The organism is Pseudomonas sp. XP2 (genome assembly GCF_053557975.1).
The window spans coordinates 144,967-168,986 of sequence record NZ_JBNRIK010000013.1; the positions used below are offsets into that span (position 1 = coordinate 144,967).

The following is a 24,020-nucleotide window of genomic DNA, read 5'->3' on the forward strand; positions in this document are numbered from 1 at the left end:
CACCACCGTCGAAGCCCGCGGCCTTACCTTGGCTCCGGCCGGCGTAGCATCGGTTGCCTTGTCGGTATACGGCCAGTTCCCCGGGTGCTGAATGTTCACGAACAAGGTCTTGTTGTCCGGGGTAAAGGCAATCCCGGTCACTTCGCAGTCATTCGGCCCAACGAAGAAGCGGCGCAGGTCCACCTGGTTCTGTGCGTTCACCGGCACCTGCTTGCCGGTGGCGTCCACCAGGTCGGTAGGGATCACCGCCAGCAGTTGGTCGTTGGTGTAATCGGTGAGGGTGCTCTCGCCGTTGTCGGTCTCGAACCACAACACGCCACGGCTATCGAAACTCATGCCGTCGGGGCTGGCGAACTGGTTCAGTTCGGTCAGGCCGGAGCGGTTGATGTCGGCGGTACCGGCCGCGTTGGCGCCGAACACGAAGATGTCCCAGGTAAAGCTCAACTGGTCGTCGCTGTCATGCCAGCGAATGATATGGCCGTGGCGGTTCGGGCCGCGCGGGTTGGCCGCATCGACCTTCTCCGGGGTGCGCGCGCTGTTGTTGGTCAGGGTCAGGTACACATCGCCATTCAGCGGGTTGACCGTGGTCCATTCCGGGCGGTCCATCGGTGTTGCACCCACGGCATCGCCGGCACCCCGGGTGTTGAGGATGATGCCCGGCAGGTCACCATACAGCGCACCCAAGGTGCTACCGCCCGTGGTGGCAGTGGCCACATCCAGCAGCAGCCATACACCGGTGCCATCGGCATTGAAGCGGGCCACGTAGAGTTTGCCCTGGTCCAGGTACTTGGCGCCGGTGGCCAGGCGGTCCGCCGGAGTGGCGTCGGCGGCATCCCACACGGCGGTGGACACCCACTTGTACAGGTACTCATTGTTCGAGTCGTCACCCATGTACCACACCAGCGGCTTGCCGGCGACAGGCAGGCCTGGTGCGCAGCCCTCGTGGCGGAAACGGCCCAGGGCGGTGCGCTTGGTGGCCAGGGTGCTGCTGTTGTACGGGTCGATCTCGACGATATAGCCGTATGTGCTGGCTTCGTTGCGGTAATCGTCGGTAGCGCTGGCGCCCTTGACGGTCACATCGAAACGGGCGAATTCGTCAGCCACTTCAGTGCTGTCACCGGCAGCGCTTTCCCACTTGTACTGGCCGCTGGAGGTGCCTACGCCAATGCGGCGCTGGTCTTCGGGGCGGGTGCCCTTGTTGACGAAGATGCCCGGCCAGTTCTCTTCACAGGTCAGGTAGGTGCCCCACGGGGTATAGCCGTTGCCGCAGTTGTTGTTGGTACCGCGGCAGTGGGTACCGGCGGTGGAGTATTTGGTCTTGACGTGGTCGGTGCCGCGCAGCGGGCCGGTGATTTCCATGCGCGAAGCCGTGGTGAAGCGGCGGTTCAGCGGGTCGTTGTCGACCACTTGCCAGCGGCCGCTGATTTTCTGCAGGCGCACCACGCCAGCCCCGTGGGCATTGATTTCCTTGCGCACCTCCTCGACCGGGCGCTTGCCGTTGACATCGGTGGTCGGGCCGGCCGGGTGCAGGGCGGCGGTGTCGATGTACTCGAAGTTGATCGCCAGCAGGCCGTCTTCCGAGCTGCCGTTGATAGGGAAGAAGTGCATGCCGTCATGGTGCATGCCCATGGCGTTGGCCTGGTCGGTCGAGGTGTTGCTGCCGTCGGGCTTCCATGGGTTGGCGTTGCTGTTCAGTGGCGTGCCCCAGGGCGCCAGCACGTAGGCGCTGTAGCCGGCGGCAACCACGCAGGCGTCGGTACGCGAGCCGGGGATGGACTGGAAGCCCAGTGCCAGTTTCGGCACCTCTGGTTCGGTGACAGGCGGCTCGGTCACCGGTGGTTCGGTGACCGGATCATCGTGATCGGAACCACCACCGTCGAAGCAGCCTGTCAGGCCGGTACCGGCGATCATGGCGATGGCGGCGCCCAGGCTGCCGCGCATCACGCTGCGGCGGCTCAGGTAGGCGTCCATGACATTGGCCATCGGCATGTTGCCGCTGTGGTTCCGGTCCAGGTTGTCGCCGGTATCTCGACTCATCAGGGTGTCCTTGTAGTGGCTGAGTTAGAGGAACCCGCGACTTTAGGGGGGAAATATGATGATTGATTGGCAGAAATGTTAAGGGGCTTTTAAAACGGCGCGCTCTTAGAAATTACGCTTACAGATCAATTTGGAATTGCTGTCGGATTTCTGCCATCAAACTGTAATGCCAACGCCGCAACATCCGGGGCCCTGAATGGTGCGAAAAAGGATGGCGGGTGCGATGGCGAGCAGTGTGCACAGGCGCGAAGTGATCGGCTGGATGGGTGTCGGGGCATTGGCACCGCTGCTCGGCGCCTGTTCCGCCTTCCCTGGGCAGCAGGGCGGCAACGCCCGGCTCGACGTGCTGTACGTGGCCGATACCCTCGATGCCCGCCAACCCGGCCAGGCCGTGGTGCCAGCCACCCGCCTGGGGCCGGTCAGCCACCTGGGCCGCGCGCCGTGGATGACCGGTAGCAGCGCCAGCCTGGCCTACCCGCAGCTGGCGCCGCTGCTCGATGCCAGCCAGGCAACATCAGCCCAGCTCGGCGGCTATGCGGTGCTGGCGGCCCTGCTGGAGCAACTGCGCGGCGAGGCCGGCGCAGGCAACAGCCTGACCCTGGAGAATGGCCAGGGCTGGAACGGCAGTGGGCTGGCCTACCTGACCCAGGGCGAGAGCGGGGTGCAGGGCAGCCAACTGCTGGGTATCGAAGCGCGGGTCAGCAGTGACGAGCGTGTGCTGTGGCCACAACGCAGCACAGGGCTGTATCGCCAGGCGGGTGCAGTTAGCCTCGGCGCCGGCCTGGCGGACGGGCAACGCCAGGCCCTGGGCCTGGAAGCCTTGCACGTCTTCGAGCGCGGCGGCGCCCGGGTTGCCGTGGTCGGCGTGACCGACCCCTACGCCCAAGACCAGAAAGCCTCTCTCAAACAGTGGTACCAGTCACTTCAGCCGGTCTTCGAGCAGGCCCGGCGCGAGGCCGACCTGGTGGTGGCCATGGCCGATGTCGGCACCGGCCCCGGCCTTTGGCTGGCCGAGCGTGTGCCCCACATCGATGTGCTGTTGTGCGCCCGTGGCCAGGACCTGTGGCCGGCGCCCGTCGAGGTAACCCAAGCCAGTGGTCGCCGGGTACCGGTGCTGTTCGCCGGTTGCCGGGGCAGCGGTGCGTTCCGCCTGCGCTGCCAGCGTGTGGCCGGGCAGTGGCACTTCGACGGGCGTTTTTTCCCGGCCTTTGAACAACAACTGGCGCCTGCCGCGCAGCTGCGCGTCGCGCCATTGCAGGCAGAGCTGCGCCAGCAACGTGCCGGCCATGCGGCGTGGCTCGACCAACCGCTGGCCCGTGCGCCTCAGGCCTTGTGGCGCCGCGATACCCGTGGCGGTAGCTGGGACCGCCTGCTGCATCAAGCCTTGGCCGATGACAGCAGCATGCCCGTGCTGTTGCCGGGCCTGCGTTACGACTACCCGCTGCCCGCAGGTGCATCGATCACACGCGAACACCTGATCAGCCTCACCGGTGGCTACCCGGCGCCGGTGGTCGAAGCGCCGGCCCGGCAAGTGGAGCAAGTGCTGGAGAACGCGGCAGAGCAGTTGTTCGGTGACCCGCTGTTGCTGGACAACAGCCAGGATCTGCCCCGCTGGCAGAGCCAGGCTTGGCGCGTCAGCTACAGCCCGCAAGGCAAGCGCGTCACTGGGCTGGAGCCAGTGCAGGGCCTGTGCCGCACCTTCGGCCTGCAGTTTGAAAGCCAGGCTGGCGAACCCCTGTGGCAACGGGTCGAAGCCTGGCTCGCCCGGCAGCGTGGCGACTGGCAGTTGGCACCGCTGCAACTGCCCGAAGTGCGTTACGTGCAGGGGCATCCGGGCTGGCACCCACGGCAGTTGGCCTCGTGACGCTGGCCTCGCGCGTTTTCACCGGCGTTGGCCTGACCCTGGCCGGTTGGCTAGCCGCCCAGTGCGTGCTGCAACTGAGCCGCCAGCCGCAACCGGCCATCGCGCCGGTGGCCGCCGCCAACCCGCTGCCCGGGCTGATGGTCGGGCACTGGCAAGCGCCCATCGACGATGGCGCCATCGCCATTACCCGCCTGCCATTGCACTACCTCGGCGGCCTCAGGGCGCAGCCGCTGTCTTCCAGCGTAGTGGTGCTGCGCTACGGCCAGCAGGTGCGCACCCTGGCCCGCGGTCAGCGCCTGGCGCCGGGGATCGTGCTGCAGGACATCGACACCGATGGCCTGATTTTCAACAACCAGGGGCGGCGTGAACGCTTGCCCTGGCCGCCACGCCCCGCCGTGACCGGCTTCAAGCGGCAAGGATGAACGATGCCTGTTAGATACTGCGTGGCCGCCGTGTTGAGCCTGGCCCTGGCCCTGGCCACAGGCCTGCCTGAGGCACGCGCCGAAGAGCCAGTGTTCGATGAAAATGGTACGCCGATGTACGAGGTGAACTTCGTCGACACCGAACTGGGCGAGTTCATCGACAGCGTGTCGCGCATCACCGGCACCACCTTCATCGTCGACCCCCGGGTCAAGGGCAAGGTCACCGTGCGCACCGTTGACCTGCACGACGCCGATGCCATCTACGACATCTTCCTGGCGCAGTTGCGCGCCCAGGGCTACGCCACCGTCGACCTGCCCAACGGCAGCGTGAAGATTGTCCCCGACCAGGCCGCGCGCCTGGAGCCGGTGCCGGTGGAGGCGGTTGGGCAGCAGGGCGAGGGCAGTGACAGCGTGGCAACTCGGGTATTCAATGTGCGCAACGCCGCCAGCGAGCAGGTGCTGGGTATCCTCAAACCGCTGATCGACCCACGGGTGGGGGTGATCACCCCGTACCCGGCGGCGCACCAGTTGGTGGTAACCGACTGGCGCAGCAACCTGGACCGTATCGCCAGCTTGCTGCGCCAGCTTGACCGCCCTCAGGAAGCACCCGGCAGCGGCAGTACCCAAGTCATCTACCTGCGGCACGCCAACGCAGGTGAAGTGGTCAAGGTGCTGCGCGGGCTTGGTCAGGAAGGCATGGCGCCGGCTGAAGGCACGGGCGAAGGCGAGGCCAAGGACAGGCCGGTGATGGCCGCTGCCGGTGCCCCGGGCATCCGTCTGGAATACGAAGAAGGCACCAACGCCGTGGTCATGGTCGGCCCCGACAGCGAGCTGGCCGCCTACCGCACCATCGTTGAACAGCTGGACATCCGCCGCGCCCAGGTCGTAGTGGAGGCCATCATCGCCGAGGTGTCCGATAGCAGCGCCCAGGAGTTGGGCGTGCAATGGCTGTTTGCCGACGAAAAATTCGGGGCCGGCATCGTCAATTTCGGCAGCAATGGGGTAAACATCGCCAACATTGCCGGGGCTGCTGCCGGCGGTGACAACCAGGCCCTTGGCGACCTGTTGTCCGCGACTACCGGCGCCACGGCGGGCATCGGCCATTTCGGCGGCGGGTTCAACTTTGCCATGCTGGTCAATGCGCTGAAGGGCAAGAGCGGCTTCAACCTGCTGTCCACGCCTACCCTGTTGACCCTGGACAATGCCGAAGCATCGATCCTGGTCGGCCAGGAAGTGCCGTTCGTTACCGGCTCGGTGACGCAAAACAACGCCAACCCCTACCAGACCATCGAGCGCAAAGAAGTCGGGGTGAAGCTGCGCATCAAGCCGCAGATCAACATCGACAACAGCGTGCGCCTGGACATTGTCCAGGAAGTGTCGTCGATCGCCGAGTCCAGCGCGGCCAGTGACGTCATCACCAACAAGCGCGAGATCAAGACCAAAGTCATGGTGGAAGACAATGGCCTGGTCATTCTCGGCGGCCTGATCAGCGACGAGTTGAGCACCAGCAACCAGCGCGTGCCGCTGCTCGGTGACATCCCTTACCTGGGCCGGCTGTTCCGCTCCGATGCCAGCAAAAACACCAAGCAGAACCTGATGGTGTTCATCCGCCCGCGCATTCTGCGGGACGGGCCGAGCCTGGCCGGGCTCAGCGAAGAAAAATACCGCACCTTGCAGCAGACCACGCCATTGCAACTGCCGGACCTTGCCGAGGGTACGCCGCTGTTGCAGGTATTCCCCTCCAGCCGCGCGCGCCTCGAAGGCGGTGCCTGGTGATGCTGCCCTATCGCCAGGCGCGGCAGAGCGGGGTGGCCATGACCACCACGGAACAGGGCTGGCAGCTGTGGCTGCGGCCCGACGCCGACAGTGCCCAGGTGCAGGAGCTGCTGCGGGTGCATGGCCAGCCGTGCAGGCTCGAATACCTGGAACCTGCCGTGTTCGATGAGCGCCTCGGCCAGCTGTACCAGGCTGGCGATGGCGCCACTGAAGCGTTGATCGAAGGCATTGGCGACCAGGTCGACCTGGACAGCCTGATGAGCGAGATGCCGCAGATCGAAGACCTGCTGGAAAGCGATGACGAAGCCCCGGTAATCCGCCTGATCAATGGTCTGTTCGGCCAGGCCCTGCGCCTGCGTGCCTCGGATATCCATATCGAAACCTTCGAGCAAAGCCTGGTGGTGCGCCTGCGGGTCGATGGCCACCTGCGCGAAGTGTTGCGCCCGCCACGTGCGCTGTCGGCCATGCTGGTGTCGCGGATCAAAGTCATGGCACGCCTGGATATCGCCGAGAAGCGCCAGCCCCAGGACGGCCGTATTACCCTGCGCGCGGCAGGGCGTGAGGTGGATGTGCGGGTTTCGACCCTGCCCGGCATTCATGGCGAGCGCGTGGTCATGCGTGTGCTCGACAAGCAGGCCAGCTTGCTGGCGCTGGGCAACCTGGGTATGCCGCCCTCGGTGTTGCAGGGCCTGCGCAGCTGCCTGGCGCGCCCCAACGGCATTGTGCTGTCCACCGGCCCGACCGGTTCAGGCAAGACCACCACCCTGTACGCCAGCCTCAACAGCCTCAACGATGGCAGCCGCAACATCCTCACTGTCGAGGACCCGGTGGAATACGCCATCGCCGGCATCGGCCAGACCGCTATCCACCCACGTGCGGGGCTGACCTTTGCCAGTGGCCTGCGTGCGATTCTGCGCCAGGACCCGGACGTGATCATGCTCGGCGAAATCCGTGACCAGGAAACCGCGCAGATCGCCGTGCAGGCCAGCCTGACCGGCCACCTGGTGCTGTCCACCCTGCACACCAACAGTGCCGTGGGCGCGGTTACCCGCCTGCGCGACATGGGCATCGAACCGTTCCTGATTGCCTCGTGCCTGCGTGGGGTGCTGGCCCAGCGCCTGGTGCGGCGCCTGTGCAGTTGCGCCGTAGCGCAGCCGCTGCAACATGCCGAGCGTGGCCTGTGGCCGGAACTGGCGGCGCTGGGTAGCAGCTACCACCCGGTGGGCTGCGAGCTGTGCCAGGGCAGCGGCTATGTCGGGCGCGTGGGCCTGTACGAATTCATCGAGCTGGATGCCGGGCTGATCGGCTTGCTGTATGACGGCGCCAGTGAACTGGCCATGCAGGATTACCTGGCCGAACGCCGGCAGAGCCTGGTCGCGATGGCCAGCGACTGCCTGGCCCGTGGCGAGACCAGCCTGGCCGAAGTGCTGCGCGTGGTGCAGGGCTAACCCATGCCGACCTATCGCTACCTGGCCGTGGACCTCGCCGGCAAGACCCGCAAGGCCAGCCTGCAGGCTGACAGCGAACGCCATGCGCGCCAGTTGCTGCGCGAGCAGGGCCTGTTTGCCCGCAAGCTGCAGCGCCAGGACATCAGCAACCGGCAACCCCGGCGCCAGCGTCTGAGCCAGCCCCAACTGTGTGAGCTAACCCGTCAATTGGCGACGCTGACCGGTGCCGGCATCCCCTTGGTCGATGCCTTGGCCACCCTTGAACGCCAACTGCGCCAGCCGGCCCTGCACAGTGTGCTGGTGGCCCTGCGCGGCGCTCTCGCCGAAGGCCTGGGCCTGGCCCGCAGCCTGGCCCGCCAGGGGGCGCCGTTCACTGGCTTGTACTGCGCGTTGGTCGAGGCCGGCGAACGCTCCGGACGCCTGGCACAGGTGCTGACCCGGCTGGCCGACCACCTGGAACAGGTGCAACGGCAACAACACAAGGCGCGTACTGCGCTGATCTACCCCACCGTATTGATGGGCGTATCGCTTGCCGTGGTCATCGGCCTGATGACCTTTGTCGTGCCCAAGCTCACCGAACAGTTTGCCCACGCCGGGCAAAGCCTGCCGCTGATTACCGCGTTGCTGATCGGCCTGAGCCAGGGGCTGGTGCACGCCGGGCCCTGGTTGCTGGGGTTGGCGCTATTGACGGGTGGGCTTGGCACCTGGCTGCTGCGCAAGCCGCACTGGTGCCTGCGCCGTGACCAGTTGCTGCTGCGCTTGCCGCGTATCGGCAGCCTGTTGCAGGTGCTGGAAAGCGCACGCCTGGCGCGCAGCCTGGCGATTCTCAGCGGCAGTGGCGTGGCCCTGCTCGAAGCCTTGCAAGTGGCCACCGAAACCGTCGGCAACCGGCGCATACGCCTGGCCATGGAGCAGGTGCGCCAGCAAGTGCAGGGCGGCACCAGCCTGCACCGTGCCCTGGATGGCAGCCAGCAATTCCCGCCGCTGCTGGTGAACATGGTCGGCAGCGGCGAGGCCAGCGGCACCCTGGCCGACATGCTCGAGCGTGTGGCCGACGACCAGGAGCGTGGCTTTGCGCGCCAGGTGGATACCGCCATGGCACTGTTCGAACCCCTGATGATCCTGGTGATGGGCGCCGTGGTGCTGTTCATCGTGCTGGCGGTGCTGCTGCCGATCATGCAACTCAACCAGGGCCTGCAACTGTGAATACAAGGAGCACTGCCATGCAGCATCGACGTAACCGCCAGCGCGGTTTCACCCTCATGGAAATCATGGTGGTGATCTTCATCATCGGCCTGCTGATCGCCGTGGTTGCACCCAGCGTGCTGGGCAACCAGGACAAAGCCATGAAGCAGAAGGTAATGGCCGACCTGGCCACCCTGGAGCAGGCGCTGGACATGTACCGGCTGGACAACCTGCGCTTCCCCAGCAGCGAGCAGGGCCTGGCCGCACTGGTGAAAAAACCTAGCCAGGAACCGCTGCCGCGGGCCTGGCGCAGCGACGGCTATGTGCGACGCCTGCCGCAAGACCCGTGGGGCACCCCGTACCAGTACCGCATGCCCGGTGAACATGGCCGGGTTGATGTGTACTCGCTGGGTGCCGATGGCCAGCCAGGCGGCGAAGGCCAGGATGCCGACCTGGGTAACTGGGCGCTGTAAGGGTGCGCCGTCAGCGGGGCTTCAGCCTGATCGAATTGCTGGTGGTGCTGGCCATCGCCGGGCTGATGACAGGCCTGGCAGTGGTCGGCCTCGGCGGTGGCCAGGCCCGTGTCGATCAGGCCCTGCAACGCCTGGCCAGCGAAACTCGCGCCCAGGCCGCGCTGGCCCGGCATGCCGGGCAACTGCGGGGCCTGCGCTGGAATGGCCGACGCCCGGAGTTCGTGCGGCGTGAGGGGAATGCCTGGGTGGTCGAAGCGGTCGGGCTGGGCGACTGGCCCAAGGGCCTGCACCCGGACTGGCCCGCCAGCCCGCAGCCCCACTTGCTGTTTACCCCGCATGGCTGGGCACAGCCGGGCAGCGTGCGCTGGCGCTGGGCCGATGGCAGCCAGCAATGGGCCTGGAGCCGCGATGGCCGTTTACAGGTCGTGGTTGCACCATGAAGCGACGCCAGCGTGGCTTCACCTTGCTAGAGGTCACTGTGGCCTTGGCGATCGCCGCTGTGCTGGCGGTGATCACCAGCCAGGTCCTGCGTCAGCGCCTGGCCGTGCAGCACAACCTGCAACAACACCGCCTTGGCCTGTTGTGTGCCCGCGAACTGCAAACACGCTTCGCCGTCGAGCAATTCTGGCCTGCCGCCAACCCGGTGAGGGGTGAACTGAGCCAGGGTGGCCAGCCGTGTCATTGGCAACTGCAACTGCGCCGCACTGGTGTGCGCGACCTGCGCCGTGGCGAGCTGCAACTGTTCGCCGACCGCGACCAGCGCGTGCCACTGGGCCAGTACACCGTGTTTCTGGAGCGCCCATGACAAGCTCGCCACCACTGCTCCTACAAAGGTTCTGTGCAGGCATTGAACCCGAGCATCAATACATGAAGCGCCGCCAGGCAGGCCTTACCCTGATCGAACTGATGGTCGCCCTGGCCCTGACCGTCCTGCTCGGCATCATGCTCGCTGCGTTGGTCAATGGCTGGCTGAAAGTGCGCGAGCGCCTGCAGGTGACCACCCAGGAAACCTCGGTGCTGGACTTTTGCCTGGCCCTTGAGCGGCGTTTCGACAGCCCGGTGCTGCGCCGCGTCTACGACCAGCGTCTGCCGCTGGCCAGCCGCTGGCTGGACTGGCAACCGGCAAGCAACCAGTTGCAGTGGGTTGCCACCACCGGCCTGCCGCAAGCCGAAGGCGGCTCGCGCCTGCAACGCCAGCGCTTGCGCTTCGAGCCCCGTGAGCAGCGCCTGCTGCTGGAAAGCTCGGCCGACCTGTACGCCGCCGCCGCACCGCACTGGGTACAGCGTGAGCGGCTCGACCGGGTCGGTGCCATGAATATCCTTTATTACCAGGGCGGCCGTTGGCTGGCCTGGCCTTCTGACCAGCCTGCGCACCCCGGCCGTGGCGTGCGCCTGGAACTGCAGCGTGATGGAGCACCTTATGTCTGCACCTTCGCCCTCCCGTGGGGGCGCTCATGAAATTTGAATGGCGACAGCGCAGATTTGCTCAGCCCTGGTTGCTGCTGCGCCCGGGTGATGTCTGGCACTGGGCGCTGGCGGACGGTGGCACCGTGCAAAGCCAGGGGCAGGGTGAGCCACCGGCTAACCTGCAAGCCCGGGTTGCCCTGATTCTGCCTGCCGAGGCCTGCAGCCTCTTCCACGTGCCCGCCCCACCCGGGCTCAAGCGTGAGGAGTGGCCGTTGTTGCTCGAAGACCGCTTGCTGCAACCGCCGGACGAAGTCAGCTGCGCGTGCCTGGCCCGTGCGCCGGGGCACCTTCGCTTGCTGGTGGTGGCGCGTGAGCAACTGGACGGCTGGCGCGGGCAGTGTGCCGCATGGGGCTGGCAGGTAGAGCGTTGCTGGGCGGAGTTGCAGTTGCTGCCGGGGCCTGAGGCAGGCACCGCCTGGCATTGGCAGCGCACGCCCGGCATGTCCTTGTACAAAGGGCTGGCCGAGGACGGGCAGGAGCATTGGCTGGCATGGCCGCAAGCACTGGGTGAGACGCCGCAGCAACCGTGGGCACATCTGCAAAGCGTGCCGCTGAGTGGAAACTGGCCAGGCGCGCTTGCGCCGCTCGACACGATACCCGGCCTGTTCGAACGTGCACGCAAGGCCCCTTCGTTGCCCGACGTTTCACGCCCGCAGCAACGACTGTTGGCAGCCTGCCTGGTACTGGCGGCAGTCTGGGGCGGGCTGTGGTTGAGCCAGCAATGGCGCCAGGCACAACTTTGGCGCGCTCAGGTCATTGCCGTGACGGGCGAGCAGGCCAGCCCACGCCACGCCGCGCAGGCCCTCAAGCGCCTGCGCGAAAGCGAGCTTCAGCAGCAGGTACGCACCCGCCAGCTTGAAGACCTGCAGGCAGCGTTACAGGCCTGGCTGCAGGATCACCCCGGCTGGCGCCTGCAAGCGGTGCGTTTCGACGGCCAGCGCTGGCACTTGCGGCTAGAGGGCGACGGCGCCGCGCCACCCTGGCAGGACATGGCCAACGCTGCCGGTGCTGCCGTACAGGTACAGGGTGGTGAAGTGGTCTTCGACTTGGGGGTGGCCGCATGAACCGGGCCTGGATGCAGCGCCATCGGCTGAAATTCGCCTGGTTGCTGATTGCCGTGTTGCTGACCTTCCTGGCGGTGCGCGAGGGCTTGGCGCAATGGCGTGAGCTCAGCCAGTGGCGGGGGCTGGCAGAACAAGCCGCCAACCTGCATGGCGGCCCCGGGCTGAACCTGGAACGGCTACGCCAGTCGGCCCAGGCCCGGCAGATCGAACTGGCCGAGGTCGATGTGCAGGGCAACACCTGGCAACTGCAGGGCCGGGTGGCTGATGAGCGGGCCCTGCAAGGCTGGTTGCAAAGCCTGCGCGCAGAAGGCGCACAGCCGCTGCAATGGGGGCTGGAGCTGGATGGCAAGGGATTACGGTTCGATGTGCGGGTGCAGCCATGAACCGCAGAGCGATGGTGTGGGTTCTGCTGGTCTTCGTGCTGACGCTGCTGGTTGAGCTGCCGGCCAATTGGCTGGTGCGTGCGTCCGGCCTGCCAATGCGTGAGGTGAGCGGGAGCCTTTGGCAAGGCCAGGCACATCAGTTAGGGCCAGTCGGGCCGCTGCGCTGGGTGGTGCAGCCTTGGCACTTGCAGGCGGATGCGCAGTTTGGCGTCCAGGGGCAGGGCTGGCAGTTGCACATCGCGGGCTGGCCATGGCGCTGGCAGATGGAGGTTACCGCACGGGGTGCCGAGGCGACGGTGTCCACGGATTATCGTCTGGCGGGTCAGTGGCAGGGCGCGTTGAAGGTGCAGGGGGCAGGGCGGCTATGCCGAGCCAGCGAAGGCCGCGTAACGGTAACCGACCTGGCCCTGAGCGAGCCATGGTCACTGGGCTTGGGGCAGGGCTGGCTGGAGATGGACTGCCACAGTGGGTGGCGGCTTCGTGGGCAACTGGCGCAGCAGGGGCAGCATCAACTGGCCGTGGATGCCGACCTGGGGGCGCGCCGGGCAGAGGTGGTATTCGAGCTGCAACCAGAGGCGGCACTGACGCCATTGTTGCGGGGCGCCCAATGGCTCGGGCCCCAGGCGCTGGCGGGGCAGCGAGACCTACGCTGGTAAAACGCAACCTGACGCGGCCCCCGGCAGGGGCGGTTGCTCCTGCCGGGGCCGCTCGACTTGGTCTTGCGCGGCCTGCGCGTGTGCTTCAGTTTTTCTTACCCTGCACACTCGAAGCCCATTGCTCGCTGCGGCTGTAGCCACTGGTCCTCAATACACCCAGGTCCAGCGCATTTTCCCCCTCCGCAGCCCCTTTGCCCTTGGCCATCTCGGCGATGGCCGTGCCCAGGTCCACTGGCGAGTTGGATGCATTGAGCGACACGTCCCGGCGATAGTCACTACCGCTCAGCGTTTCCCGGGTGACCGCGTCGGCGTCGAGCACCACGTCGCCCTTGGCCGACTGCACGCGTGCCCCCAGCAACCGGGCATTGCCACCGACCTGCAGGTCGATACCGTCGCGGCCCTTGAGCACGGCCTGATGGGCCACGCCGTCGCGCTGCACATGCGACACGTCAAGGCTGAAGGTTGGCGAGAACCCAGGCTCAGCCTTGCTCAGGGCCGGACCGGCCTTTTTCTCGACCTTGCTCGCCAACGGCCCTGCCATCGAAGTGGCTGCGTTGACATAGCCCTGCGGGTTTTTCTCCTGGCTGAGCCTGGCATCGCCGTTCACACTCAGGGTATCGACGCTGTCCTTGCGGCTGGCGATGTACAGGTCTCCGTCGATCGCGCCACCGATGTGCCCCGCTTCCAGGCTTGTGCCCTCGATCCGGGTGTCGCTGAGGCTTTTCAGGTCGATGCGCTCGGCGCGCAGGTCACTGGCATTCCAGGTGAGGTTGTCGCGCTTGTCGAGTGCCACCTTCAGGCGACCATGTACGCCGCGTGTGTCGAGTGCGCCCTGGGCGATGTTGAAACCGGCACCGGCGGTGATGTCGAGGTTGTCGCGTTGCTCCTGGTTGGAGGAGGCCTCCACCCGCATGCCGCCATTCGGGGTCTCGAGGCTGATCTGCCCGGCCGTGGCCTGCAGGCCTTGCAGGTGCAGGGCGACGTCCTCGCGGGCATTGCTGCTCAGGGTCAGTTTGCCGTTGCTTGCAAACTGGGCATCGACCGCCTGCCGCGCATTTTCGTTCTGCTTGCCGTGGCTGAAGTGGCCGCCTATGGCGCCCCCCTTGGTCTCGCCTGCCTTCACCGCCAGCTCCAGGCCGCCGCCCAGCTTGGCGCCGGTGGCTTGCTGGGTATTGCTGGCGGCCTTGACCTGCAGCTGGCCACCACTTTGCACCAGAATGTCGCCGGTCTTGGCCGCTCGGCTGCCAATGCGGGTGCCTTCGAGCATCAGGTCGCCTGTGCTGGTCAGCTGCACCTCGCCTTTGGCGTCGATTTGCGCCACTTGGGCCTTGGTCTGCGTGCTCAGCTGTTGGCCGTGGTCGAGATAGCCACGGCCATCGACACCGGTGCTGCCTGGTCGATTGCCGACTTTGGTCCAGGCATTGCCGTCGAGCTGGCGTGACTGCTGTTCGGCCTGGTCGGTCGCCTGCAGCAGGGCCAGCGAGCCGGCACTGTGCATGACCACGCTGCCTTCACCGCCATCGATGCGGGCGCCTTCGTAGCGGCCATCGCTCCCCAGCTGGACCTGGATACCCTGTTGCCCGTAGAGGCTGCCCGGCACAGCCGTGCTGGCGCTATCCTTTTTATCCAGCGACCCGCCTTTGCCTGCCACGCGCACATTCAGGTCCTTGCCGGTGCTGGTGTCCAGGCGTGCGTCGCCGCCATAGGCCAGACGTTGTACGCTGGTTTCCTCACTGTTCCTGGCGGCGCGCAAATCATGTTGCTGCGCCTCGATCTTCAGCGAGCCGGCAGTGGCCCGCCATTGGGTGCCCTGGTCTGCAAGGGCGTCGGCCTTGACCTCGGCCTTGGCCCCTGACAGCTCGCTCACCTGGGCAAAACCACGGCGCTGGTTTTCCAGGCGCTTGAGGTGCTTGACGGTCATGTCGGCACCTGCGCTGGGCAGCGCCATGGCATCTTCGGGCGAGGCCTGCTGGAAGCGAGCGGCTTCCTCACCCAGTACCAGGCGTTCGATGGGGCGGGTCAGGTCGCGGTACTCGACACTCGCGCCCAGGCTGCCCGACCAGTCGTCACGGCGCTGCTCATGCGCCTGGGTATCCTGCACCGCGCGGTTGTCGATGCGTTTTGCGGTCACCTGCAAGGTGTTGCCGGCCTTGACGCGTGCGGCCTCGGTGACCAGGTCGTCGCTGCGCAATTCAAGATCGCCGCTGGCTTGCAACTCGCTGCGCTGCACCTTGCTTTCGCGCTCAGTCCGCACCTCGCGGTTGTGATGGCCTTCGAACGCGCTGCCCAGCCGGTCGATGCCGCCGGTTACCGTCAAACCGCCACCACTGTGGGTGGTACTGGTGGTCGCGTCGCGGTCATTGCGGGCTGCGCCCAGCGTCGTTTTACGCGCCTGTACATCAAGGCCACCGGCAGTGGCCTGGACCTTGCTGGCGTTGACCTGCAGGTGTGCGCCACTGTTCATGCCCACCGAGGCAGCCTTGAGTTCACTGGCGACCTGGCCGGTCGTGCGTTGCCTGGTGGTGCTGGTAGCCACCTCGTACGCCACGCCAGCTGCGTACTGGCGGGACTCGGGTTTGCCATCCTCGGCTTCTTGGGTTTGCCTGGCGCTGGCTGTGAAGCCGCGATGCTGGTCGCGGGTTTCGCGCTCATCGACCGATTGCGCGCTGCCCACCCGCAGATCGCCTTTAGCCTCGACCTGCAAGTGCTTGCCAGCTTCGATCTTGGCGCCCTGGATGCGTAAATCGGCGGCGCTGGCCAGGCGCAGGTTGCTGGCCGAGCTGACGTCGCTGACCAGTACCTGCTGTTTACGGTCCGTGCTTTCATGCTCATTGCCAATCAGGCCGAACAGCTTGCTGTCCTGGGTACGGTGGGTGGAAGTGCTGCGGCTGTGGTCAGCCTCGATGGCCAGCGCCCCTTTGTCGCTGTAAAGCACCGCGTCCTGTTTGCCGTGCACGGTACTGCCTTTGATGGCGACCTGTTCGGCTGTCACGGTAAGCTTGCCATCGCTGGCAACTGTGCTGCCGGCAATGGCCTGGCCCTCGCTGTCGTTCCCTTCGCGGTCGGCAAAGAAGGTGCCTGATACCAGGTCGCCACGGTAGTTACGCCCGGTTCCGCGCTCTTGCAGGGTGGTGGTGCCGATATCAGCCTGTTTCGCATGGATGGCCATATCGCCGCGGCTTTGCAAGCTGCTGCCTTGAACATTGAGGTTGCCGCTTGCCTTGATCGTCATGTGCGTGGCGCCGAGAGTGCTGCCGTTTGCGGTTTCCTTCAGCTGATCGGTATCCCGGTCACCGCGCCACAAGTCCTTGCGATGGCGCACCTGCTCTTCGACGCGCTGGCTGTCGATGCCGGCCACGATGTCCAGGCCGGCGCCGCTGTCTACCGTCAGCGTGTTGCCTGCCGCCACGTTCGCGGCGGTCATGCGCATGTCGTCACCGGACTGCAGCAGCACGCTGTCACTGCCCAGCAATTGGCTGCCCTGTTGCTGCTGCTCGGTGGTGGTGGTTTTGCGGTTGTAGGTTTCGCGGGTGATGAACAAGAACTTTTTGTTCCAGCTGTCAGTGTCGTGTTCGATGCGCTCGCGGGTCTTGGCATCCAGCGTCAGCTTCTTGCCGGCCTTGGCTTCGATTCGCGGGGCCTGGCCGTCGACCGCTTCAAGCGTCAGGTCATCGGCAGCGGTGAGTTTCAGTGTACCGTGCTCGCTGCGCAGCTCGGCGGGGGTGTCGGCCTCGCCCCTGACATGCAGACCCCCCGCCGAGCGTATTTCCACCCCCTCCGTGCCCAGAATCTGTGATGTGCCCACCCGCACGCCTGCGCCCTCGGCCGTGCTCACCACGCGGATCCGCCCAGCGCGCATTGCACCGAACAGGCTGGCATCAATGCTCGACGTGGGGCTGGGCAGGTGTTCGACCACCTCGCCACTGCGGCTGTCGATACGGTTGCGCCCGACCGTGATGTCGAGCGCTTCGCTGGCCGTCAGCAGGCCTTTGCTGTCCACGCGCGGCGCAATCAGTTCAATGGCGCCAGCGGTATTGCTCAGCCCCTGCTCCAGTACCTGCAGAGAGCCGCTGGCGTTGAGCGTGTCGAGGTAGCGCAGTTGCTCCTGCTCGAATTCCGGGGTGCCAACCACCAGGCCTGCGCGCGTGGTGTTGATGAAGCTTGCGCCATTGAGGGTGATGCCATTGGGGTTGGCCAGGATGTAGTCGGCCGGGCGCCCGAAGATCTCCTGCGGCCCTTCGATCATTGAAGCGTTGCGGCTGACTACCTCGTTGAGGATGGTTGAAGCGGCCTGGCCCTGAAACTGCGGGTTGGCGGCCAAGGCGCCGGCCAGTTGCGACTGCCCGGCTCCGGTGGCGTTGTTCAACACCAGGCCAGGGTTGCCAACGTTGTAGTTGATGAACTGGTTGTGGGACAACCCGCTGGCATTGGGCGGCACGATGTCGATCACCGGTATTCCGTGGCCGTTGTGGATGACCGGCATGCCACCCGGTCCGCTGGCTGCCTCCAGCGCACTGTCTGCCAGTGCGGCGCTGGAGCCGAGCAAGGCGAGGAAGATGGCCCAGCGCAGGGTGTTCGGGCGAATGGGCGGTAACTGCGAGAGTGTTTGCATTTTCTCGTTCTCTTTGTTGTGGGTGAATCAGATGCTCAGGGTCCAGTCCAGTACCCAAAACCCCGGTTCCAGCAGCGGGCGAGGCAGGTCGCTGGCGTTCAAGGCGCGTTGGTAGTCCAGGCGCAGGCGGCTGCCGGGCAGGCTCAGCTCCAGCCCGGCGGCCGCCCCTGCCAGGCGTTGTGACGGGTTGCCTTGGGCGGTACGGGTCCAGCCCAGATCCAGGCCGATGTACGGGCGAACCTGGACGGGAGAAGCCCAGGGGAGGGGCAGCGGTTGGCTGAACGTGTTGCGCCAGACGGCGCTGCTGGCGCCGGAGTAAGTGCGCAGACGAAACCCCCGCACGGCAGAGTCGTCACTGACCAGTAACTGCTCGACGGCAGGTAACTGATCGCCGCTGTACTGCAGCCCCAGCTCGCTCTGCCAGCGCCATGGGTTACGGGCCGGGCCCTGGCGCAGGTGCAGCAGGCTGGCGCGGTACTTGCGAAAGTCCGGGCGCAGGCGCTGCGCACCCAGTGGCGATTGGTCGGCACCGAATGCGTCAATGCCCTGGGCAACCCCGAGGTAGCCGTTCCACAAACCACCCTCCAGCCAGAGCAGGTTGATACCGCCTTCCACCGTAGTAAGTGTCGGGCTTTGCTGGACGATGACAGCGCCAGCGCTGCGGTTGACCAATTGCTTGCGGTCCAGCCGCACGCTGGCACTGAGCATGCCTTGCGCGTTGCGCCACAATACCCGTTCGATACCCAGGCCCTGATAGCTGCTGCTGCCGTCGGCAGCCTTGTCGCTGCCGGGCAGCGGCGCCTGGTAGCGCAGTTCGCTGGCGCTGAGCGACAGCGACCAGGCGCCATAGGGGATGCTGTAGTACAGCGATAGACCTTGGCTTTTTCCAGGGGTATCGAGCACGGTGCTGGTCAGCGACAGGCGCAGGTCATCATTGAGGCCCAAGGGGCTGTCCAGGCCAATGCCAAGGTTGACGCGGTGACGACCGGTCAGCTCGCTGCCACGGTTGTCGAAGCGGCTGTCCAGGTGCCATCGTGACGCGACCTTGTCTGGCTGCACCACCACGCGCGAGCCGCCCTGCAGTTCGCCGGGCAGCAGGGTGGCGGTCAGCTCGTAGGCGCGCAGGCGGTTGAGCTGGTCCAGACCTTGTTCAAGGTCTGGCAGGTACAGTGGCCGCCCAAGCAGGCCCGGGAATGCGCTGGAGAGGGACAAGGGCAGGTCGGGGCCCGCCAGTTCGATGGATTCGACAAAGCCTTCGAGTATGACGATGTCCAACGGTGCGCCGTTCTCTGGTGCTTGCCGCAGGTAAGGTCGGCTGGTCGGATAGCCGGCTTGCACGTAGCGCCGGGTGATGGCCTGGAGCAGCCGGTTTATGTCGGCGATGCCCATGCAGGCAGGGGTGAGGGCGCGGATGATTGGCGCCAGCGCCGTGTCTGAAAGCTGGTGGTTGCCCGCCACGCGCACGCCATCGACTGCCCAGCAGCGGGCGTCGTGCGGGCGGTGAGGCGTGCTGTCGGTGGGTTGAGCTGCGGCGGGCGCACGCTGCCAGCGTTCCAGGCGCTGCTGTTGCTCCAGCTGCCGCAGCCCATGCTGTTGATCGCGCAGTTGCTGGCTGGCCGGGTCGTCGGCCAGCGCCTGGGCGATGGACAACAGGCCTGACAGGCAACTGGCTGGCAGCCAACGGGCGATGCGGTAAAACAGGCACGGCATTGATACACCCCGCAAATGATGTACGGTCTTCGTACTCGTCTGCGTGGATGCTAAAAATTAAGGCATTCGCCTGGATGCAGTACCTTGCCTAAGCAACTGTGAGGCAAGGTCGCGTAAAATGGTGGGAAGGTTCCTACAACCTTTGCCGGAAGGCCCTATATCAGGGCCTGATCTCGATCAACGTGCCATCACGTACCAGGTCCCAGACCTCCTGCATGTCACGGTTACGCATGGCAATACACCCGTCGGTCCAGTCCAGGGTATGGAAGTACCACTCCGGGTACTCGTCGTTGATCGGCGTGCCGTGAATCATGATCATGCTGCCGGCACTCACCCCTTCGCGCGTGGCGCGGGCGGCATCGCTCACGTTCGGGTAGTTGATGTGCATGGCCAGGTTGAAGCGGTCGCTCTGCTTGCGCCAGTCCAGCCAGTACAGGCCTTCAGGGGTTTTTTTATCGCCTTCGCGTTGCTTGGCGCCCTTGGGCTGCTTGCCCAGGGAAATGCGGTAGGTTTTCAGCGGCTCGCCACGGCTGATCAGTTGCAAGCGACGCTCGGACTTGATCACCAGCACCTTGTCGATCAGCGGTTGCATGGCCTGCTGCGAAGGCGACGGCGTTTGCGCTGCCGGCACAGGCTTGCGGATGATGGTCTCGGTGAAGGCCGCCTGGGACACCGAGGTAACGCAAAGGCAGAAAAGGGCAAGCAACCAGCGCATGGAACGGTATCCCTGAAGGCTTCTTCTAAGTAGAGGTCGAGGTCGAGACGTTCATCGGCGGCAGGTACTCATGGCCTATGGGGTAGTGCGCCCCGATGCGGTCGCGATAGTAGCATTCTAGTGTGCGTGTGACGGTGCGGAAAGCCAGCTCGCCCCACGGAATCTCATGTTGTTCGAACAACCGCACTTCCAGGCTTTCGATACCCACATCAAACGCCAGGTCTGCGAGTTCTGCGCGGAAGAACACATGCACCTGGTTGATGTGCGGCAAATCGAAGAGCTGGTACAGGCTCATGGGTCCGACCCGGGCGCAGGCTTCCTCGACGGTTTCGCGACGGGCGGCCTGGTCGATGGTTTCGCCGTTCTCCATGAACCCGGCAGGCAGGGTCCAGAAGCCACGGCGTGGCTCGATGGCGCGCCGGCACAGCAGCACCTGGCTGCCCCAGGTCGGTAGTACGCCAGCGACGATGTTGGGGTTCTGGTAGTGGATGGTCTGGCAAGACTCGCAGACATACCGCAGGCGGCTATCGCCCTCGGGAATCCGCTGAGTGACCGGCTGGCCGCACGCGCTGCAGAATTTCATGTGAGGTTCCTTTTGTTCAGGGCTATCTTGGCGTGCAGGCAGGTCTGCCGCAAGCGCAGGGGCTTGGGTGCTTCGCGGCTTTGGTGCATCATGCAAGGCAGGCCTTGGATACGAGCGTGCGCAATGCTGGACGAGCTACTTCGCCGAATGAGCAACCACCAACCCGCATCACTGGAAACCGACCGGCGGTTCCCTGAAGCGGCGGTCCTTTTGCCCATTACCCGCAGCGAAGCGCCCGAGCTGGTCCTGACCCTGCGCGCCAAGGGCTTGTCCACCCATGGTGGCGAAGTGGCCTTTCCCGGTGGTCGACGCGACCCGGAAGACCCGGACCTGGTGTTTACCGCCCTGCGCGAGGCCGAGGAAGAGATCGGCCTGCCGCCTGGGCTGGTGGAAGTGATAGGCCCGCTCAGCCCGCTTGTTTCGCTGCATGGCCTTAAAGTGACGCCATTCGTCGGGCTTATTCCCGACTTCGTCGAATACCGTGCCAACGATGCCGAAATCGCGGCAGTATTCACCGTGCCGCTGGAATTCTTCCGCCAGGACCCGCGCGACCATACCCACCGTATCGATTATCAGGGGCGCAGCTGGTACGTGCCCAGCTACCGCTATGGCGAATACAAGATCTGGGGCTTGTCGGCGATCATGATCGTCGAACTGGTCAACGTGCTGTTTGATGCCGGCATCAGCCTGCACCAGCCACCAGAGCGTTACATCGAAACCTGAGCGGGGCTCACCCCGCCGTCTGCGTTCCAGCCTGAGGAGCATGCATGAAATACCGCCTGGGCGACCTGCGGGTCGAAAGCCACCCCACCAGTTGGGCTGCACCCAACGCCACGCTGATCGGCAACGTGCGCCTGCAGGCCAATGCCAGCGTGTGGTTTGGCGCGGTGCTGCGCGGCGATAACGAGCTCATTGATATTGGCGAAGGCAGCAACGTGCAGGACGGCACGGTGATGCATACCGACATGGGCTCGCCGCTGACCTTGGGCAAGGGCGTTACCGTTGGTCATAACGCCATGCTGCATGGCTGCACGGTGGGCGACTACAGCCTGGTCGGTATCAATGCCGTGATCCTCAACGGCGCGCGCATTGGCAAGCACTGCATCATCGGCGCCAATGCGCTGATCGCCGAGGGCAAGGAAATCCCGGACGGTTCGCTGGTGATGGGCTCGCCCGGCAAGGTCGTCCGTGAACTGACAGAACAGCAGAAACGCATGCTTGAAGCCAGTGCCGCGCATTACGTGCACAATGCCCAGCGTTATGCCCAGGAGCTGGTGGTTGATGATGAGTGATGTTGCAGAGCGGCCGGTAGCTTCGCCGTGCGTGAGCATTTGTGCACTGGACGAGCAGGATATCTGCACGGGCTGCCAGCGTACCGTGGCGGAGATTGGCCGCTGGGGGCGTATGGACAACGATGAGCGCCGGGCGGTGCTCAAGCTTTGCCATGAACGGGCAGTAGAGGCTGGCCTCATCCTGTAGGCGCGACACAAGGCTGCTGCTACAGGGACGGCGTTGCCTGTCGGGGGCGCCAGCGGTAATCTGTTCGGCTTGCCCACAGACGACCCGCCATGTTCTATCTGATTGCCTACATCAGCAGCGTAGTGCTGATCAACTACGCCTTTTCCAGCGCCCCGCACCTGGACATCATCTGGTCCGCCTGGGGCGGCCTGGTGTTCATCCTACGCGACATGGTGCAGACCCGCTTCGGCCATGGTGCCCTGGTTGCCATGCTGGTGGCCCTGGTGCTGTCCTATGTCACCTCGGAGCCGGCCATTGCCTTGGCCAGCGCCACCGCGTTCTTCATTTCCGAGCTGATCGACTGGCTGGTGTTCAGCATTACCCGCCGGCCACTGCGTGACCGCCTGTGGCTAAGCTCGGCGCTGAGCATTCCGGTGGATACCTTCATCTTTTTCGGCATGATAGGCGCCCTGACCCCGGCGGTGATTGGCACCGCGATGGCGTCAAAGTTCGCCGGTGTCACTGCCGTGTGGCTGGCCATGGCATTTCGCGCCCGACGGGCCGCCGTCGCCGGTTGATGGTGTAGAATAGCGGTCCTTTTTCAGCGGGCGGCGCAAAGCCTGGCGCGGCCCCGGACGCCTTCGAGGACCTGAAATGACCCGTATCGGAACCCCCTTGTCGCCCACCGCGACCCGTGTACTGCTTTGCGGCTGTGGCGAGTTGGGCAAGGAAGTGGTGATCGAGCTGCAGCGCCTGGGCGTCGAAGTGATCGCCGTCGACCGCTACGCCAATGCCCCGGCTATGCAGGTCGCGCATCGCAGCCACGTGGTCAACATGCTCGATGGCGTTGCCCTGCGCGCGGTGATCGAGGCAGAAAAGCCGCACTATATCGTCCCTGAAATCGAAGCCATCGCCACCGCCACCCTGGTCGAGCTGGAAAATGAAGGTTTCAACGTGGTGCCGACCGCCCGCGCCACGCAGCTGACCATGAACCGTGAAGGCATCCGCCGTCTGGCCGCCGAAGAGCTGGACCTGCCGACTTCGCCGTACCACTTCGCCGACACCTATGAAGACTACGCCAAGGCCGTGGCCGATGTGGGTTACCCGTGCGTGGTCAAGCCGGTGATGAGCTCGTCCGGCAAGGGCCAGAGCCTGCTGCGCAGCGATGCCGACCTGCAGAAGTCGTGGGACTACGCCCAGGAAGGTGGCCGCGCCGGCAAGGGGCGGGTGATCGTCGAGGGCTTCATCGACTTCGAATACGAAATCACCCTGCTGACCGTGCGCCACGTTGGCGGTACCACCTTCCTGGAGCCGGTTGGCCACCGCCAGGAGAAGGGCGATTATCAGGAATCGTGGCAGCCGCAGGCCATGAGCCCGAAAGCGCTGGCCGAGTCGCAGCGCGTGGCCAAGGCAGTCACCGATGCCCTTGGCGGTCGCGGGCTGTTTGGTGTGGAACTGTTCGTGAAGGGCGACCAGGTGTGGTTCAGCGAAGTGTCGCCGCGCCCGCATGACACCGGCCTGGTAACCCTGATTTCCCAGGACCTGTCGCAGTTCGCGCTGCATGCCCGTGCCATTCTCGGCCTGCCGATTCCGGTGGTGCGTCAGTTTGGCCCGTCGGCGTCGGCGGTGATTCTGCCAGAAGGGCAGTCGCAACAGACCAGCTTCGCTAACCTGGGCGCAGCACTGAGCGAGCCGGACACGGCCATTCGCCTGTTCGGCAAACCGGAAATCAACGGTACTCGCCGCATGGGCGTGTGCCTGGCGCGTGACGAGTCGGTGGAGCTGGCACGGGCCAAGGCGACCCGCGCTTCCCAGGCGGTCAAGGTCGAGTTCTGATCTGAGACCGTATGGGGCCGCGTTGCGGCCCATTCGCGGGACAAGCCCGCTCCCACAGACCACTCGCAATGCCAGCGGCCTGTGATAATCCTGTGGGGCAGGCTTGTCCCGCGAATGGCCTCCCACAGATCACTCGCAATGCCAGCGGCCTGTGATAATCCTGTGGGAGCGGGCTTGTCCCGCGAATGGCCTCCCACAGATCAATCGCAATGCCTGCAGCCTGTGATAATCCTGTGGGGGCAGGCTTGTCCCGCGAATGGCTTCCCACAGACCACTCGCAATGCCTGAGGCCTGTGGCAATCCTGTGGGAGCGGGCTTGTCCCGCGAATGG

General features: G+C 65.3%; 22 protein-coding genes. 17 read left to right on the forward strand and 5 right to left on the reverse strand.

Annotated elements, in window-relative coordinates; all coding sequences use genetic code 11:
- Positions 1–2,037: PhoX family protein (locus ACK1VC_RS16000; protein WP_449117985.1), on the reverse strand; the 2,037-nt coding region annotated here is incomplete at its 3' end.
- Between the two features lie 223 nt (positions 2,038–2,260).
- On the opposite strand from ACK1VC_RS16000, the gene ACK1VC_RS16005 reads away from it, so the two are divergent.
- From ACK1VC_RS16005 to ACK1VC_RS16060, 12 genes are all read left to right on the forward strand, one after another.
- Positions 2,261–3,901, forward strand: a complete 1,641-nt coding sequence (locus ACK1VC_RS16005) for a hypothetical protein (protein ID WP_016485120.1) — start codon at positions 2,261–2,263, stop codon at positions 3,899–3,901.
- A complete protein-coding gene (locus tag ACK1VC_RS16010; RefSeq protein WP_016485121.1) occupies positions 3,898–4,323 on the forward strand; it encodes a pilus assembly protein PilZ in 426 nt (141 codons plus the stop codon). Before ACK1VC_RS16005 ends, ACK1VC_RS16010 begins: the two co-directional genes overlap by 4 nt.
- A gap of 3 nt (positions 4,324–4,326) precedes the next feature.
- On the forward strand, positions 4,327–6,099 hold the full coding sequence (gene gspD / locus ACK1VC_RS16015) for a type II secretion system secretin GspD (RefSeq protein ID WP_197884291.1): 1,773 nt from the start codon (positions 4,327–4,329) through the stop codon (positions 6,097–6,099).
- Positions 6,099–7,547, forward strand: coding sequence for a GspE/PulE family protein (locus ACK1VC_RS16020; protein WP_191087844.1), 1,449 nt, complete (start codon positions 6,099–6,101; stop codon positions 7,545–7,547). The genes gspD and ACK1VC_RS16020 overlap by 1 nt, the downstream gene beginning before the upstream one ends.
- Positions 7,548–7,550: 3 nt before the next feature.
- Positions 7,551–8,753 (forward strand): type II secretion system inner membrane protein GspF, encoded by a 1,203-nt coding sequence (gene gspF, locus ACK1VC_RS16025; protein ID WP_191087322.1) that lies wholly within the window; start codon positions 7,551–7,553, stop codon positions 8,751–8,753.
- A 17-nt stretch (positions 8,754–8,770) separates the two neighbouring features.
- A complete protein-coding gene (gene gspG, locus ACK1VC_RS16030; RefSeq protein ID WP_016485125.1) occupies positions 8,771–9,205 on the forward strand; it encodes a type II secretion system major pseudopilin GspG in 435 nt (144 codons plus the stop codon).
- 2 nt (positions 9,206–9,207) lie between these two features.
- Positions 9,208–9,645 (forward strand): type II secretion system minor pseudopilin GspH, encoded by a 438-nt coding sequence (gene gspH / locus ACK1VC_RS16035; protein ID WP_191087323.1) that lies wholly within the window; start codon positions 9,208–9,210, stop codon positions 9,643–9,645.
- Positions 9,642–10,010: a type II secretion system protein GspI gene (locus ACK1VC_RS16040; protein WP_016485127.1), complete on the forward strand. Its 369-nt coding sequence runs from the start codon at positions 9,642–9,644 to the stop codon at positions 10,008–10,010. The genes gspH and ACK1VC_RS16040 overlap by 4 nt, the downstream gene beginning before the upstream one ends.
- A 62-nt stretch (positions 10,011–10,072) precedes the next feature.
- Positions 10,073–10,663 (forward strand): type II secretion system protein, encoded by a 591-nt coding sequence (locus tag ACK1VC_RS16045; protein ID WP_016485128.1) that lies wholly within the window; start codon positions 10,073–10,075, stop codon positions 10,661–10,663.
- Positions 10,660–11,736 (forward strand): type II secretion system protein GspL, encoded by a 1,077-nt coding sequence (gspL, locus tag ACK1VC_RS16050; protein ID WP_024717655.1) that lies wholly within the window; start codon positions 10,660–10,662, stop codon positions 11,734–11,736. Before ACK1VC_RS16045 ends, gspL begins: the two co-directional genes overlap by 4 nt.
- Positions 11,733–12,119: a type II secretion system protein GspM gene (gene gspM / locus ACK1VC_RS16055; RefSeq protein ID WP_060517566.1), complete on the forward strand. Its 387-nt coding sequence runs from the start codon at positions 11,733–11,735 to the stop codon at positions 12,117–12,119. The genes gspL and gspM overlap by 4 nt, the downstream gene beginning before the upstream one ends.
- On the forward strand, positions 12,116–12,775 hold the full coding sequence (locus ACK1VC_RS16060; RefSeq protein WP_191087324.1) for a general secretion pathway protein GspN: 660 nt from the start codon (positions 12,116–12,118) through the stop codon (positions 12,773–12,775). Before gspM ends, ACK1VC_RS16060 begins: the two co-directional genes overlap by 4 nt.
- An 85-nt stretch (positions 12,776–12,860) precedes the next feature.
- On the opposite strand, the gene ACK1VC_RS16065 is transcribed toward ACK1VC_RS16060, so the two are convergent.
- The 4 genes from ACK1VC_RS16065 to ACK1VC_RS16080 form a co-directional block, all read right to left on the reverse strand.
- Positions 12,861–17,387: a hemagglutinin repeat-containing protein gene (locus ACK1VC_RS16065; RefSeq protein ID WP_449117986.1), complete on the reverse strand. Its 4,527-nt coding sequence runs from the start codon at positions 17,385–17,387 to the stop codon at positions 12,861–12,863.
- A 27-nt stretch (positions 17,388–17,414) separates the two neighbouring features.
- Positions 17,415–19,097, reverse strand: a complete 1,683-nt coding sequence (locus tag ACK1VC_RS16070; protein WP_191087326.1) for a ShlB/FhaC/HecB family hemolysin secretion/activation protein — start codon at positions 19,095–19,097, stop codon at positions 17,415–17,417.
- A gap of 160 nt (positions 19,098–19,257) precedes the next feature.
- Positions 19,258–19,812 (reverse strand): L,D-transpeptidase family protein, encoded by a 555-nt coding sequence (locus ACK1VC_RS16075; RefSeq protein WP_016485134.1) that lies wholly within the window; start codon positions 19,810–19,812, stop codon positions 19,258–19,260.
- 25 nt (positions 19,813–19,837) lie between these two features.
- The gene (locus ACK1VC_RS16080; protein WP_016485135.1) at positions 19,838–20,395 is read right to left on the reverse strand and encodes an NUDIX hydrolase; all 558 of its coding nucleotides are present in this window, start codon (positions 20,393–20,395) and stop codon (positions 19,838–19,840) included.
- 123 nt (positions 20,396–20,518) lie between these two features.
- Between ACK1VC_RS16080 and ACK1VC_RS16085 the strand changes: the two genes are divergently transcribed.
- The 5 genes from ACK1VC_RS16085 (at position 20,519) to purT (ending at position 23,689) form a co-directional block, all read left to right on the forward strand.
- Positions 20,519–21,118 carry a CoA pyrophosphatase gene (locus tag ACK1VC_RS16085; RefSeq protein WP_016485137.1) on the forward strand — a complete coding sequence of 200 codons (600 nt, stop codon included), beginning with the start codon at positions 20,519–20,521 and terminating at the stop codon, positions 21,116–21,118.
- Between the two features lie 44 nt (positions 21,119–21,162).
- Positions 21,163–21,687, forward strand: a complete 525-nt coding sequence (locus ACK1VC_RS16090; RefSeq protein WP_016485138.1) for a gamma carbonic anhydrase family protein — start codon at positions 21,163–21,165, stop codon at positions 21,685–21,687.
- Positions 21,677–21,874 (forward strand): DUF1289 domain-containing protein, encoded by a 198-nt coding sequence (locus ACK1VC_RS16095; RefSeq protein ID WP_016485139.1) that lies wholly within the window; start codon positions 21,677–21,679, stop codon positions 21,872–21,874. Before ACK1VC_RS16090 ends, ACK1VC_RS16095 begins: the two co-directional genes overlap by 11 nt.
- A gap of 89 nt (positions 21,875–21,963) precedes the next feature.
- Positions 21,964–22,431, forward strand: coding sequence for a VUT family protein (locus ACK1VC_RS16100; protein ID WP_010952556.1), 468 nt, complete (start codon positions 21,964–21,966; stop codon positions 22,429–22,431).
- Positions 22,432–22,507: 76 nt separating this feature from the next.
- Positions 22,508–23,689: a formate-dependent phosphoribosylglycinamide formyltransferase gene (gene purT / locus ACK1VC_RS16105; protein WP_016501237.1), complete on the forward strand. Its 1,182-nt coding sequence runs from the start codon at positions 22,508–22,510 to the stop codon at positions 23,687–23,689.
- Positions 23,690–24,020 lie beyond the last annotated feature (331 nt).

Coding starts and splice junctions, on each gene's coding strand:
- ACK1VC_RS16005 (WP_016485120.1), top strand. CDS start 2,261: ATGGCGAGCAGTGTGCACAGGCGCGAAGTGATCGGCTGGATGGGTGTC.
- gspD (WP_197884291.1), top strand. CDS start 4,327: ATGCCTGTTAGATACTGCGTGGCCGCCGTGTTGAGCCTGGCCCTGGCC.
- ACK1VC_RS16020 (WP_191087844.1), top strand. CDS start 6,099: ATGCTGCCCTATCGCCAGGCGCGGCAGAGCGGGGTGGCCATGACCACC.
- gspF (WP_191087322.1), top strand. CDS start 7,551: ATGCCGACCTATCGCTACCTGGCCGTGGACCTCGCCGGCAAGACCCGC.
- gspG (WP_016485125.1), top strand. CDS start 8,771: ATGCAGCATCGACGTAACCGCCAGCGCGGTTTCACCCTCATGGAAATC.
- ACK1VC_RS16040 (WP_016485127.1), top strand. CDS start 9,642: ATGAAGCGACGCCAGCGTGGCTTCACCTTGCTAGAGGTCACTGTGGCC.
- ACK1VC_RS16045 (WP_016485128.1), top strand. CDS start 10,073: ATGAAGCGCCGCCAGGCAGGCCTTACCCTGATCGAACTGATGGTCGCC.
- gspL (WP_024717655.1), top strand. CDS start 10,660: ATGAAATTTGAATGGCGACAGCGCAGATTTGCTCAGCCCTGGTTGCTG.
- gspM (WP_060517566.1), top strand. CDS start 11,733: ATGAACCGGGCCTGGATGCAGCGCCATCGGCTGAAATTCGCCTGGTTG.
- ACK1VC_RS16060 (WP_191087324.1), top strand. CDS start 12,116: ATGAACCGCAGAGCGATGGTGTGGGTTCTGCTGGTCTTCGTGCTGACG.
- ACK1VC_RS16065 (WP_449117986.1), bottom strand. CDS start 17,387: ATGCAAACACTCTCGCAGTTACCGCCCATTCGCCCGAACACCCTGCGC.
- ACK1VC_RS16070 (WP_191087326.1), bottom strand. CDS start 19,097: ATGCCGTGCCTGTTTTACCGCATCGCCCGTTGGCTGCCAGCCAGTTGC.
- ACK1VC_RS16075 (WP_016485134.1), bottom strand. CDS start 19,812: ATGCGCTGGTTGCTTGCCCTTTTCTGCCTTTGCGTTACCTCGGTGTCC.
- ACK1VC_RS16080 (WP_016485135.1), bottom strand. CDS start 20,395: ATGAAATTCTGCAGCGCGTGCGGCCAGCCGGTCACTCAGCGGATTCCC.
- ACK1VC_RS16085 (WP_016485137.1), top strand. CDS start 20,519: ATGCTGGACGAGCTACTTCGCCGAATGAGCAACCACCAACCCGCATCA.
- ACK1VC_RS16090 (WP_016485138.1), top strand. CDS start 21,163: ATGAAATACCGCCTGGGCGACCTGCGGGTCGAAAGCCACCCCACCAGT.
- ACK1VC_RS16095 (WP_016485139.1), top strand. CDS start 21,677: ATGATGAGTGATGTTGCAGAGCGGCCGGTAGCTTCGCCGTGCGTGAGC.
- ACK1VC_RS16100 (WP_010952556.1), top strand. CDS start 21,964: ATGTTCTATCTGATTGCCTACATCAGCAGCGTAGTGCTGATCAACTAC.
- purT (WP_016501237.1), top strand. CDS start 22,508: ATGACCCGTATCGGAACCCCCTTGTCGCCCACCGCGACCCGTGTACTG.